Raw genomic sequence first — 13,127 nt, forward strand, 5'->3', positions numbered from 1 at the left:
TCTTCGGGGAGAAGATGCGGGCCCGACTCTCCACTACCCCCCCAGATAGGGAGAGCTAAAGAAACCGAAATAAATCCAAGATGGAGGGGCTGTTTCCGCCGCTTCCACCGGGAAAAATACCCAACGATCCCTACTCTGTCAACTTGAAAAAATCATCAAGTTTTTTAGGCACGCCTGTGCCCGAAAGGGAGGACTGGGCCGATCCGGGGCATTGATGGGCTTCCTCCGCGGCGGTTATAATCCGCCGGATTCGTTACATTTCTGCCCAAAGGAGGCGATTCTCATGGCTAAGACCCTCATCGCAGGCGCCGTCCGCACCCCGGTCGGCCGATTCCTGGGGGGTTTGAAGGGGCTTTCAGCGACGGACCTGGGCGCGGTCGTGGTCCGGGAGACCCTGAAGCGGACCGGCATCCCGGCGGGGGCCGTCGGAGAAGTGGTGATGGGGAACGTTATCCAGGCCGGACTGGGACAAAACCCTGCCCGCCAGGCCGCCCTCAAGGGGGGTCTTCCTCCAACGGTCGCAGCCATGACCGTCAACAAGGTCTGCGGCTCGGGGCTGAAAGCGGTCGTCCTGGCTTCCCAGGCGGTCGCCCTGGGGGACCAGGAAGTCGTGGTGGCGGGCGGCATGGAGAGCATGAGCAACGCCCCCTACCTCCTGACCCAGGCGCGGGAAGGCTACCGGATGGGTAACGGCCAGATGCTCGACGCCATGATCCATGATGGCCTGTGGGATGCCTACGAAAACTACCACATGGGCTGCACGGGCGAGAATGTCGCCGGGAAATACGACATCTCGCGGCGGGTGCAGGACGAGTACGCGGCGGAGAGCCACCGCAAGGCCATCGCGGCGATGGACGCCGGGAAGTTCAGGTCCGAGATCGTGCCCCTCAAGATTCCGCAGAAGAAAGGTGAGCCCCTGGTGATCGAGGCTGACGAGGGGCCGCGCCGGGACACCACCCTGGAGGCGCTCGCCCGGCTCAAGCCGGCGTTCAAGCCCGACGGGACGGTCACGGCCGGCAACGCCCCCTCCGTGAACGACGGTGCCTCCGCCATGGTAGTCCTCTCGGAAGCCGCCGCCCGGGCCCACGGCGTCACCCCGCAGGCCGAGATCGTGGCCTACACGACCTCGGGAGTTGAGCCGAAGTGGGTGATGATGGCCCCGCAAAGCGCCGTCGAGGAGATCCTGCGCAAGACCGGCTGGAAACGCGAAGAGGTGGATCTCTACGAGCTGAATGAGGCTTTTTCGGTGCAGGCCGTCGCCCTGATCCGGGAGCTGAAGCTGCCGGCGGACCGGGTCAACGTGCACGGCGGCGCCGTGGCGCTGGGCCACCCGATCGGCGCGAGCGGCGCCCGCGTCCTGACGACGCTGATCCATGCCTTGATGGACCGCGGCGGCAAGAAGGGGATCGCGGCCCTCTGCCTGGGCGGCGGCAACGCCGTCGCCATGGCCATTCGGCTTCCTTAGGAGAGACCGCCATGAATCCAGGGACGATCGGCGTGGTCGGATCGGGCACGATGGGGGGCGGCATTGCCCAGGTGGCCGCCTCCGCGGGGCACTCGGTGATCCTCGCCGACCGCTCCGAGGAGATCCTGGGGCGCTCGCGCGGCGCCCTGGAGAAAAGCCTCGAGCGCGGCGTGGAGAAGGGCCTCTTGAGCGCTTCCGAGAAAGGCGCCGTGCTCCAACGCATCACCATGGAGCCTCGATTGGAGCCGCTCTCGGCGGCCGACTTCGTCATCGAGGCGGTGAACGAGGATTTCGAGCTCAAGAAGCGGATCTTCACCGAGCTGGACCGCCTCTGCCGACCCGGAGTCATCCTCGCCTCCAACACCTCCTCGATTTCCATCACCCGGATCGCCGCGGTCACGAAGCGTCCCGGGAGCGTGATCGGGATGCATTTCATGAACCCGGTGCCGATCATGAAGCTTGTCGAGGTGATTCGCGGGCACGCCACCTCCGAGGAGTGCTGGAAGACCACCCGCGACCTGGCCGAAGGATGGAAGAAGGTGCCGGTGGAGGTTCACGACTATCCGGGCTTCGTCTCGAACCGCATCCTCATGCCGATGATCAACGAGGCGATCTTCGCGCTCCACGAAGGGGTCGGAACCCGGGAGGCGATCGACACGGTGATGAAGCTGGGGATGAACCATCCGATGGGCCCCCTGACGCTGGCCGATTTCATCGGGCTGGACACTTGTCTGGCCATCCTGAACGTCCTGCACGAAGGCTTCGGCGATCCCAAGTACCGCCCCTGTCCGCTGCTGAAGCGGATGGTCGACGCGGGATATCTGGGACGCAAGACGGGCCGGGGATTCTACGACTACCCGCGCCCCTGAGGGGCGATGCTGGATTTCATCAGCCGACTGAAGAGCTCCCCTGAATTCGGCCCCGACCTCGTCGAGGTGCGCTCGTTCCCCGCGCAGCCAGGGCGCTATGCCGAGCTGCGCGACCCTCTTCCTCCGGCGCTCGGCGCGGCCCTGCGACGGGGAGGCATCGAGCGGCTCTACCTGCACCAGGCCAAGGCGATGGATCGGGTCCGCGAGGGGGAGAACGTCCTGGTCGTCACCCCCACCGCCTCGGGGAAGAGCCTCATCTATATAGTCCCCACCTTCGAGCAGGTGGTCGAACGGCCCGGGGCCCGGGCCCTCTACCTGTTTCCCTACAAGGCGCTCGAGCAGGACCAGCTGAAGGCCATCCTGGAGCTGGGGGCCGACCTGGGAAACGGGCGAACCATTCGCGCCGAGATCTACGACGGCGACACGCCCCCCGCCCGCCGCAAGGCAATCAAAGCCGACCCGCCCGACATTCTGATTACCAATCCCGACATGCTCCACCTCGGGCTGCTGGCTTACCACGATGACTGGCGCGAGCTGTTCGCGCATCTCCGGCTCGTGGTTGTTGACGAGCTCCATGTCTACAAGGGAATCTTCGGCACCCACCTGCACCACATTCTGGCGCGCCTGCGGCGCGTCGCGGAGCACCACGGCGCACGGCCCCGGTTCATCGCCTCCTCCGCCACCATCGCCAATCCAGCGGAGCTGGGAAACGCGCTGACCGGCGAGACCTTCTCCGTCGTGGACGACAACGGCGCCCCGCGCGCCGCCAAGCACATCGCCTTCCTCAACCCGCACAGCGCCTACACCTGCGCCACCAAGCTGGTGGCCCGCTCCCTCAAGGAGGGCTACCGCACCATCGCCTTCACCAAGGCGCGCAAGATCACCGAGCTGATCCATTCCTGGCTGGTGCAGCAGGATCCTGGCCTCAGGCGGCAGATCTCCTCGTACCGCGCCGGATACCTGCCGGAGGAGCGCCGCGAGATCGAGCGCGGCTTGCTGGAAGGGAGGATTCGCGGCGTCATCTCGACCAGCGCCCTGGAGCTGGGGGTCGACATCGGGGGACTGGATGTCTGCGTCCTGGTGGGTTATCCGGGATCGATCGTCTCCTCCTGGCAGCGCATCGGCCGGGTGGGCCGCGAGGACCGCGAATCCCTGACCTGCCTGGTGGGGATGCCCGACGCGCTGGACCAGTACTTCATGCGGGAGCCGGAGGAGTTCTTCCGCCGGGGGTTCGAGCGCGTCGTCTTCGATCCGGCGAACCGGGTGATCGCGGCCGACCACCTGGTCTGCGCCGCGGCCGAGATCCCGCTGGCCCGGCCGGAGGACGAGCGGCGCTACGCGCCGGAAGTCATCGAGGTGATTGGCGACCTGGAGCGCAACGGCGATCTGGTGCGCGACGCCGACGCGGAGCGCTGGTATTCGTTCCGCCGCAACCCACAGCGCGGCGTGAACCTCCGCGGGATCGGGAACACCTATACCATCGCCTTGGAGCCCTACGGCTCCTCCTCCTCGGGGCGGGTGATCGGCACCGTGGATGCGGTGCGCGCCTTCCATGAGTGCCACGAGGGAGCGATCTACCTGCACCACGGACAGCAGTTCCTGGTCCGCGCCCTGGACGTGGAGAACCGGCGGGTGCGCGTCCTGGCGGTCGACTCCGACTTCTATACCCAGGTGATGGCCGACAAGCAGACCGAGATCCTGGAGACCCTCGCCTCGCGGACGCTCGGAGCGGCGCGAGTTCATCTGGGACGATTGAAGGTCACGGAGCGGATTCTCGGGTACGAGAAGCGCCGGCTGCACGGCCGCGACCGTCTCTCGACGCACGACCTCGACCTCCCGCCGATTCTGTTCGAGACGGTCGGTCTCTGGATGGAGCTGCCCGAGGAGCTGCGCAGCATGGTGGTGGAGCGGGAAGGCCACTTCATGGGAGGCATCCATGCCGTGGAGCACGCCGCCATCTCCCTCTTCCCGCTCCTGGCCATCTGCGATCGCAACGACATCGGCGGCATCTCCTACCCGCTGCACCCGCAGATCGGCCGCTCGGCCATCTTCATCTACGACGGTTATCCGGGAGGGGTGGGTCTCGCCGCCAAGGGATACGAGGCGCTCGAGGATCTGCTGGAGCACACGCGCGCGCTGCTGGAGCACTGCGGCTGCGAGAAGGGCTGCCCTTCCTGCATCCAGTCCCCGAAGTGCGGCAACGGTAACCAGCCGCTGGACAAGGCGGCCGCCGCGCTCGTCCTGCAGGTGCTGACGGGCAAGCAGGCGCTGGCGCAGCCGGCGGCTCCCGCGCCGGAGTGGGTGCCGATTCCGCGGCCCCCCAGCCCACCCGCCGCGGCGCGCAGCGCGCCGCAGGGAAGGATTCTCTACTTCGACCTCGAGACGATGCGCAGCGCCGACGAGGTCGGGGGCTGGGAGCACACCCACCAAATGGGGATGTCGGTGGGAGTGGTCTACGAGGAGGAGACTTCCCAGTACCGCATCTACCGCGAAAAGGACGTCGAGCGCCTCCTGCTCGACCTGGTGACCGCGGACAGGGTCATCGGGTTCAACATCGATCGGTTCGATCTGCGCGTGCTGGGTGGTTATGTCGGCTGGGACCTCAAGAAGATCCAGACCTTCGACATGCTGCGCTACATCCATGACCGGCTCGGGTTCCGGCTGCGACTGGACGCCCTGGCGGAGGCGACGCTGGGGCAGCGCAAGACGGGTGACGGGCTGCAGGCCCTGGCCTGGGCCAGGGAAGGACGGTTCGATCTGATCGAGGAATACTGTCGCAAGGACGTGGAGGTCACTCGTAGCCTGCACCGCTTCGGGGCCTCGAGCGGCTACCTGCTCTACCAGGATCGCGAGGGGCGCCGCGTTCGGCTCCCGGTCGACTGGGCCTGAGGGGCCACGCGATGGCCGCGAAGATTCTCGATGCGCTGTTCGACGAGTACCGCCGGCTTCGCCCCGAGGATGCGGAAGGATCGGGCGGCATCACGGCCTTCGCCGAGTTCCTGGCGCGCCATGGCGGCATGCGCCGGCTGGAGCCGCCGGGAAAGCCGCCGCGCCTCCTGGGCACCGCTTCCGATCTGCGCTGCTTCCATTACTCGCAATACCTCGAGTGGTACCTTCCGGAGAAGCTGGGCGCGCCGGCTCGGGACAAGGAGCGCGCCCGGGAAGCGCTGCGCCGATTCAATGAGTGGCTGATGGAGACAGGGCAAATCGGACGGGAAATTTTCGAGGAGAGCCGGGAATCGATCCTCGGCGAGGCCGAGCCCGCGGCCTTCCAGAATGTCTCCGGCGTCGAAGAAGATGAGAATGAAGAAGATGAGAATGACGAATTCAAGGTTCCGGAAGAGCGCGATTTCTACGTGCCGGGCGAGTATGCCGCGACGCTGTCCGGCGAGTTCCTCATCACCAAGGTGCAGGAGGGAATCCTCTACGGGCGCCGCAGCGGGGATGTCGAGGAAGTAGGCCCCATCCTGGTGGACCGGGCCGTGAGCAGCGGCCACAAGGTCGGCGACCGCGTGCACCTCTCCCTCGGAAAAGCGGGCGACCACTGGAATCTGCTGGGGCTCGGCCGTCCCGAGCGCTAGGCTCCCTGCGAAGAAGCGTCCTTACGGACAGAGCGCCTCCTGGCGCACAGAGAAAACCCCAGCCCCCACCGGCTTGGCCACCTTGACCACGTGCGTCGGGGAGATGCCCTCGAAGAAGCAGTCACACGTTGCCGCAGTCAAGTCCACGATCGTCGTTTCCAGATCGGGAGGGGAAGCCCCGCTCCGCACGCAGGTGATCTGGGTCTGCTGGCAGGTGTCGGACACGCCGCCGCGAGCGTCGACGATCGCAGCCTCCGTGGCGAAGTCGATCAGCGTCGTGCCGCACTTCGCCGGCCAGAAGGCGCACCAGTCTGCCAGATTGTCGATGATGCGATACACGGGGGTCTGAAACCGGCTCCAGTCGATGAAGATCGTCGTGAAAGGGCGATCGCACGCGGGGCAGGGGTGATGGTCCGGGCGCGGCTGTCCGAGAGAGTCTTCGCCCAGCCCCTGGTTCACTCCGCCCCGGGTGCAGGCGACGAGGTAGAACGCGGCCGATCCGGTGGGCAGCGGGTCGTTTTCGAGGATCTGGGAGACGCCCCGGTCGCACAGACGCAAGGCCAGGGGCCCGGAGTCCTGCGTGTAGATTCCGGAGTCGCGGAGGACGTAGAGATCCCCGCGATACACGTTGTATCCATCGCAGCCTGCCTCGTCCTGCCAGTCCAAATGGGCAGCATCGGGCACCTCCACCAGAACCAGCCCGTCGTCGGAATCGCAGCGGTCGCCGGTGCCGTCGGCGTCCAAGTCTTCCTGGTCTGGATTGAAGTCGTATCGACAATTGTCCGCGGAATCGCAGATCCCATCGTCGTCCCCATCGCTCGGCGGCTCGAGGGGACATAGATCGCAGGCGTCACCCACGCCGTCGAGATCGGAGTCGAGCTGGCCGGGATTCGGAACCGTGGGGCAGTTGTCGTCCTGGTCGGGGATTCCGTCGTCGTCCTGATCGCCCGGTGCGAGGGGTGCGGTCGCCGGCGACGATGAATCGTCCGCCAGGGACTGAGACACGGGCATGCACAGGGCGATCATGGCAACGAATATCACGGCACTCGTGGACATGCTGGAGCTGACCGGGGAGATGCGCGCCTTGGAAATCGGCATGGTCGTCACCGCGTGGGGGGATGGTTTGAGAGAAACCTACTCCCGCCATCGTCGGGTGTCAACAGATTGCGTCCCGCCCTCCGCGCGGCGCACCGAGGCGTGCATCACGGATTTCGATCCGAACGCGCGAATTTCCCAGGGGGAATCGCGGTTCGGGCTTGATCCCCACTACGGAAAGTGGTAGAAAACCGCCACATTTGAGCCATTTCGGTTCAATTTGGAGGAACTACAGCGTGAGCAAGATGACCCGTACCGATCTGATCGAGCTGATCGCCAAGGAAGCCGGCACCGAGAAGCGGGCCGCCAAGACCTTCCTTGAGGCGTTCACCCTCATCGTCGAGAAGACGATGAAAAAAGGGGGAGAGATCCCTCTGGCAGGGCTGGGGAAGTTCAAGGTCGTGAAGCGGAAGGCCCGCATGGGCCGCAACCCCGCGACCGGCCAGGCCATCAAGATTCCCGCCAAGACCGTGGCGAAGTTCACGGTGGCCAAGAACCTGAAGGACATGGTGAAGAAGGCCTAGCCTCGACTAACAGACGAGATGGAAGAGCCCGCCGACCTCACGGTCCGGCGGGCTCTTCGTTTCAGGGGGAAACCGCCACGGCCGACTTCAGGGAAGCGGGTCGGGAAGCTTCTCCAGCCGCTGCAGCCCTCCCTGCGCCTCCTTGACGTAGCCGAATTCCGGATGCCCGAAGCGGATCACCTTCTGATAGTAAGCGCGCGCCTGCAGCGGGAGGCGCGCCTCGTCGAACGTGAGGGCCAGGCCGTACAGCGCACCCTGGTGCCCTTCCGGGCTGTAGAAGGGCTTGCGTGCATCGTACAGCTCCACCGCGCAGAGGTAATGATAGATGGATTCCGCGTAGCGCTGATAGCGCTCGACCTCGAGGCGCCCACGCTCGGCGAACGCGGCGGCCCGGCCGTTCTGGTAGAAATCGCGGTTCTCCAGGCAGCGGTCCAGCCACTTGAGGGCTTCCTCCGAGCGCCTCTGAAAGCTGTAGCAGTATGCGATCTGCAGGGAAGCCACTCCCTGCTCCGGTGGATCGTTGCCCAGCTCGCTGAGTCCCGCCAGATAGTACTTGAGCGCCTCCGGGTAGACCTCCTTGTCGTAATGGGCGTCCCCCAGGTCGAGGAGGAAGTAGCCGAGCAGCTCGGGGGCCTGCGCGCGCCGGGAGAGGTCCCGGTACTCCGGCTCCATCCGAATGGCTTCCTTGATCTGGCCCGTGTCGAGATGCGCGAGCATCCGCTGGTCGAGCCGGCGGCGCTCCTGATCGACCTGGCGGCGTGACAGAGGCTTGTCCATGGAGTCGTCTCAGGCGGGAACGGCGGTGACGCGCGCGTCGTCGACCTGGGTGACGCGGGCCCGCACGAGACGGTTCACCGCATCTTCCGGGCGCGCCTGCAGGCTCACCTCGATGAAGTTTCCCGACAGCGCCCGGACTTCCTCCGCCTGCGAGGCGTCCCTCAGGCCGAGGACCTCCAGCTCGCGGTTCAGGAACGATGCGCGGAAGCGTCGGGAAAGCCGTGCTCCGATCTCGCGCAGCTCGGCATTGCGGCGGCGGATGACATCACCCGGGATGCGGTCGCGCGCCTCGCCGGCCGGCGTGCCCGGCCTGGGAGTGAAGCTGAATACGTGGAGGTAGTTCAGCTCCGAAGACTCTACGAAGGCCTTCGTCCGGCGGAACTCTTCCTCCGTCTCGCCCGGAAAGCCGACGATCACGTCTGCCCCCAATCCCGCCTCCGGAAGCTTCTCCCGGATTCCTTCCAGCGCCTTCTGGTAATGATTCGTCGAATAGGGCCGGCGCATCCGGCGCAACACCGCGTCGCTGCCGCTCTGCAGAGGAACCTGGAGGTGCGGCGCCAGGCGGGGCTCCTCGGCCAGCGTCTCCACCAGCTCGCCGGTAACGCAGCGGGGCTCCACGGAATTCAGACGCAGCCGGCCGAGTCCCGGAAGGCGAGCCGCCCGGCGCAGCAATCCGGCCAGCGTCAAGGACGGCTCGAGATCCTTGCCGTAATCTCCCGTGTTCACTCCGGTGAACACGATCTCCTGGAATCCCGACTCGATCAGCCGGCCCAGCTGTGCCAGCACCTGCGCGGGCGGCACACTCCGGCTGGCGCCGCGCACCGAAGGGATCACGCAATACGAGCACTTCAGATCGCATCCTTCCTGGATCTTGAGGAAGGCCCGTGTCCGGTCCGAGAAGAAAGGGAGAGGGTCGTCGGCAGCTTCCTCGCAGGCAGGCGCCGGAGGGAGATCGGGAACCAGCTTCACCACCAGGCCCCGCAATCCCTTCTGCTCCTGCAGGCCGACGACGGCGTCGACGCCGGGAATGGCTTCCAGGGCGCGCGGGTCGCGCTGCGCGTAGCAGCCGGTCACCAGCAGGGTGCAGCAAGGATTGGCGCGACGCAGGCTGCGGATCAGCTGGCGTGACTGGGAGTCGGCCGAGGAGGTGACGGTGCAGGTGTTGACGATCACCAGGCGCGCCGCGCCGGCATCCGCCGTCGGGCGGAAGCCCATTGCCACCAGGGTCGCCTCCATCGAGGCCGAGTCGAACTGGTTGAGCTTGCAGCCCAGGGTTGCCACGTGGTACAGGGCGGGACGGGTCACGAGCGGTTCCGGATCTCCTCGGCGCGGCGGGTGATCTTTTCCGCCATCTCTTCCTTGTGGCGCCGCACCGCCTCGCGCAGGGCGGGATCGGCGGTGCCCAGGATCTGCAGCGCCAGGACCGCCGCGTTCACCGCTCCAGCCTCGCCGATGGTCACGGTGGCCACGGGGACGCCTCCCGGCATCTGGGCGGTGGAGAGGAGCGAGTCGAGTCCGTTGAGAGGAGAAGTGTTCAGGGGGACTCCGATCACCGGGAGCACGGTGTTGGCCGCCAGCGTCCCGGCCAGGTGGTTGGCGAACCCGGCGGCCCCGATGAGCACCTGCAGGCCGCGCGACTCCGCCTCCCGCGCATAGCGCGCCGTCTTCTCGGGGGCGCGGTGCGCCGAGGAGAGCTCGACCTCCACCTCCACCCCGAACTTCTTGAGCAGCTCGACTCCCTTGGTCATCATCGGAAGATCGCTCTCGCTGCCGAGAACGATTCCGACTCTCGGTCCTTTGCCGTGGCTCATGAGGAGGCTCCCCGGGTGCGCCGGGCCGCGCTGCTGCCGGCGTGCGCTCGATGTTCGTGGTTCACCGCCTCGCGGGCGATGTCCTTGCGAAAATAGCGGTTGGAAAAATGAATGGAGTCGACGGCCGCGTAGGCGCCGGCCCGCGCCGCCTCGAAGGTGCCGGCGAGCGCGGTGACGCCCAGGACCCGGCCTCCGGCGGTGAGCACCGCCCCTTTGTCGCTGCGCCTGGTCCCGGCGTGGAACACCGTCACCCCGGGGACGGCGGCGGCCCGCTCGAGGCCTTCCACCGTCTTGCCGGTCTGGTAGCTCTCCGGGTAGCCCTCGGAAGCCATCACCACGCACACGGCGCGCTCCCGGTGCCACTCGACTTCCAGCGCGTCGATCCGCCGCTCCACCGTGGCCAGCAGCGCCTCGGCGAGATCCGACTTGAGCCGGGCCAGGAGGACCTGCGCCTCGGGATCACCGAAGCGCGCGTTGAACTCGAGGACGCGCGGCCCCTGCCCGGTCAGCATCACGCCGGCGTAGAGCACTCCCCGGTAGGTGCGCCCTTCCTGGTCCAGGCCGCGGATGGCGGGAACGAACACCTCGTCGAGGACCTGCTCGAAGATTTCCTGCGTGACATGGATGGAAGGGGAGAACGCTCCCATGCCGCCGGTATTCGGCCCGCGGTTGGCATCCCCCGCCCGCTTGTAGTCCTGGCAGGTGACCAGGGGCAGCACATACTCGCCGTCCGACAAGGCGAAAAAGGAGACCTCGGGTCCCCTCAGGAAGTCCTCGATGACGATCTGATCGCCCGCCGTGCCGAACTTCCGGCGCTTCATGATGTCCGCCACGGCGCCCTCGGCATCCGCGGCGCTGTCGGCGATCACCACGCCCTTGCCGGAAGCTAGCCCATCGGCTTTCAGGACGACGGGGAAATCCGGCTTGCCGCGCCGGCGCAGCGCCGCCAGGGCTTCCTCGGGCGAGGCGCAGGCGACAAATGCGGCGGTCGGGATGCCGTGGCGTCCCATGAATTCCTTGGCGAAGACCTTGCTCGACTCGATCTCGGCGGCGGCCCGTGACGCCCCGAACAGCTTGAGTTCGCGCTTCTCGAACTCTTCCGCAATCCCGAGAGTCAGCGGCAGCTCACCGCCGACCACGGTGAGGTCGATGCGCACCTTCTCGGCGAACTCCGCCAGCTCCACGACGCTGGAAGCGTCGATCGGGACGCAGTCGGCGACCGCGGCGATGCCGGCGTTGCCGGGCGCCGCGTAGACGGCGCTGACACGCGGACTCTGGCGCAGCTTCCAGGCCAGGGCGTGCTCGCGTCCCCCGCCTCCCACCACCAGGATTTTCATCGAGAGGGATCCTTACATGCAGATCGAATGGCCGTGAGGAAAACGGATTCTTTCACAGCGCCGAGAAGAGTGTCAAGACGAGGTATAATCCCCGCTCTATGAGCGACATCGCCGCGCTCGCACAGCGCATCCTGGAGACCTTGTGGCGGCACGCGCCGGTGAGCGCCACCTACCTGGGAATCCATCGGCACGACCATGTTCTGGCATCTTTTTCGCGCGACGCGCTGGACTCCCAGGCGGGCGAGCTGCGCGCGCACCTGAAGGAGATCGAGCAGTTCCGCGCCCGGCATCCGGAAGCCGACGCCGACGCTCGGCTGGATCTGGATCTTCTCGAAGGAGAGATCCGGACCCTGCTGCGCTCCCAGGAGGACGTGCGCGTTCCTTTTCGCAACCCCGGGTGCTATCTCGAGGAGGCGACCTTCGGGCTGTACCTCGTGATCCTGCGCCCCTACGCGCCGGCAGGGGAGCGCGCGGGACCGCTGGCGGCCAGAATGCGAGAGGTCCCGCGAATCCTGGAGGAAGCGCGGCGCAACCTCGATTCCCCCGGCGAGGTGCCGCGCCTGTGGGCCGAGATGTCCCTGGAGCTGGGAGCGGGCGCCCTCGAGTTTCTCGAGGAAGCGGCGGGGTGGTGCCGGCGCGAGGCACCGGCGCGCAGCGCCGAAGTGGAGTCCTCGGCGGCCCTGGCCCGGCAGGCGATGCTCGACTACCTCCAGTTCCTGCGCGACCGGGTGGTCCCCGGCGCGGGCGGCAGCTTCGCCGTGGGGCGCGAGCACTTCGAGTTTCTCCTGCGCGAGGCTCACGGCCTGTCGGACGGGGTGGACGACCTGGAGGAGTTCGGACGCCGGGAGCTCGCCGAAACGCAGGAGAAGCTGAAGCAGGCGGCCGCGAGCATCTCCGCTCGCAGCTGGGAGGAGCAGGTCGAGGAGTTCCATCAGGATGTCCCGAGCCCGGAACGGCTGGTGGAGGCCTACCGCGAGGAGATCGCCAAGGCGCGTCGGTTCGTGCGGGAGAAGAATCTCCTGGACCTGCCTGCCGGCGAGAGCCTGGAGGTCGTCGAGACCCCCGTCTTCGAGCGCAAGACCACCCCGTTCGCCGCCTACGTTCCGCCGGCACCTTTCGAGGATGGACAGCAGGGAGTTTTCTGGGTGACCCCTCCCGACGCGTCGCTGGGCGAGGCGGAGCAGCGCTTGCAGATCAAGGAGCACATGCTCCCATCGATTCCCATCACCTGCGTGCACGAGGGCTATCCCGGGCACCATGCGCAGTTCACCCTCGCCAACCGCGCGGCCTCCTCGCCGCGGCGGCAGATCTCCACGCCGGTGATGGTGGAAGGCTGGGCGCTGTATTGCGAGGAGATGATGGGAGAGCAGGGATTCTACGTCGACCCGCGAACCCGGCTGCTGCAGCTCAAGGACTATCTCTGGCGCTGCACGCGCGTCGTCATCGACACGGGGCTGCACGCCCGGGGCATGTCCTTCGACGAGGCGGTGCGCCTGCTGGTCGAGATCGCGCGGATCAACCCGGTCAGCGCCGCCGGCGAAATCAAGCGCTATACCAAGACGCCCACTCAGCCGATGTCCTACGCCGTCGGCAAGCGCGAGATACTCCGGCTGCGGGACGACGTGCGGCGCCGCGAAGGCCCCGCCTTCTCATTGAAGTCCTTCCACC

General features: G+C 66.8%; 11 protein-coding genes. 6 read left to right on the plus strand and 5 right to left on the minus strand.

What is annotated here, in order from left to right; genetic code table 11:
• Nucleotides 1-283: 283 nt before the first annotated feature.
• The 4 genes from VFW45_05840 to VFW45_05855 are packed head-to-tail and all read left to right on the plus strand — an operon-like array spanning nucleotide 284 to nucleotide 5,915.
• Nucleotides 284-1,465 (plus strand): acetyl-CoA C-acetyltransferase, encoded by a 1,182-nt coding sequence (locus VFW45_05840; protein ID HEU5180291.1) that lies wholly within the window; start codon nucleotides 284-286, stop codon nucleotides 1,463-1,465.
• 11 nt (nucleotides 1,466-1,476) lie between these two features.
• Nucleotides 1,477-2,334 (plus strand): 3-hydroxybutyryl-CoA dehydrogenase, encoded by an 858-nt coding sequence (locus VFW45_05845; protein HEU5180292.1) that lies wholly within the window; start codon nucleotides 1,477-1,479, stop codon nucleotides 2,332-2,334.
• Nucleotides 2,335-2,340: 6 nt separating this feature from the next.
• Entirely contained in the window at nucleotides 2,341-5,223 is a 2,883-nt protein-coding gene (locus VFW45_05850; protein ID HEU5180293.1) for a DEAD/DEAH box helicase, read from the plus strand.
• 11 nt (nucleotides 5,224-5,234) lie between these two features.
• Nucleotides 5,235-5,915 (plus strand): hypothetical protein, encoded by a 681-nt coding sequence (locus VFW45_05855; GenBank protein HEU5180294.1) that lies wholly within the window; start codon nucleotides 5,235-5,237, stop codon nucleotides 5,913-5,915.
• Between the two features lie 21 nt (nucleotides 5,916-5,936).
• On the opposite strand, the gene VFW45_05860 is transcribed toward VFW45_05855, so the two are convergent.
• Nucleotides 5,937-7,013 (minus strand): thrombospondin type 3 repeat-containing protein, encoded by a 1,077-nt coding sequence (locus VFW45_05860; GenBank protein HEU5180295.1) that lies wholly within the window; start codon nucleotides 7,011-7,013, stop codon nucleotides 5,937-5,939.
• A gap of 242 nt (nucleotides 7,014-7,255) precedes the next feature.
• Here VFW45_05860 and VFW45_05865 point away from each other — a divergent pair, with 242 nt between their 5' ends.
• The gene (locus VFW45_05865) at nucleotides 7,256-7,534 is read left to right on the plus strand and encodes an HU family DNA-binding protein (GenBank protein ID HEU5180296.1); all 279 of its coding nucleotides are present in this window, start codon (nucleotides 7,256-7,258) and stop codon (nucleotides 7,532-7,534) included.
• An 87-nt stretch (nucleotides 7,535-7,621) separates the two neighbouring features.
• On the opposite strand, the gene VFW45_05870 is transcribed toward VFW45_05865, so the two are convergent.
• From VFW45_05870 to purD, 4 genes are read right to left on the minus strand one after another with little or no spacing between them, the layout of a single operon-like run.
• Nucleotides 7,622-8,311 carry a hypothetical protein gene (locus tag VFW45_05870; protein HEU5180297.1) on the minus strand — a complete coding sequence of 230 codons (690 nt, stop codon included), beginning with the start codon at nucleotides 8,309-8,311 and terminating at the stop codon, nucleotides 7,622-7,624.
• 9 nt (nucleotides 8,312-8,320) lie between these two features.
• On the minus strand, nucleotides 8,321-9,616 hold the full coding sequence (gene mtaB / locus VFW45_05875; GenBank protein HEU5180298.1) for a tRNA (N(6)-L-threonylcarbamoyladenosine(37)-C(2))-methylthiotransferase MtaB: 1,296 nt from the start codon (nucleotides 9,614-9,616) through the stop codon (nucleotides 8,321-8,323).
• On the minus strand, nucleotides 9,613-10,122 hold the full coding sequence (purE, locus tag VFW45_05880) for a 5-(carboxyamino)imidazole ribonucleotide mutase (protein ID HEU5180299.1): 510 nt from the start codon (nucleotides 10,120-10,122) through the stop codon (nucleotides 9,613-9,615). The genes mtaB and purE overlap by 4 nt, the downstream gene beginning before the upstream one ends.
• Nucleotides 10,119-11,459, minus strand: coding sequence for a phosphoribosylamine--glycine ligase (purD, locus tag VFW45_05885; GenBank protein HEU5180300.1), 1,341 nt, complete (start codon nucleotides 11,457-11,459; stop codon nucleotides 10,119-10,121). Before purD ends, purE begins: the two co-directional genes overlap by 4 nt.
• A gap of 98 nt (nucleotides 11,460-11,557) precedes the next feature.
• On the opposite strand from purD, the gene VFW45_05890 reads away from it, so the two are divergent.
• Nucleotides 11,558-13,127 (plus strand): DUF885 domain-containing protein (locus VFW45_05890; protein HEU5180301.1); only part of this gene is annotated, 1,570 nt, incomplete at its 3' end.

The sequence above is a fragment of the Candidatus Polarisedimenticolia bacterium genome (assembly GCA_035764505.1).
Classification (GTDB): Bacteria; Acidobacteriota; Polarisedimenticolia; order Gp22-AA2; family AA152; genus AA152.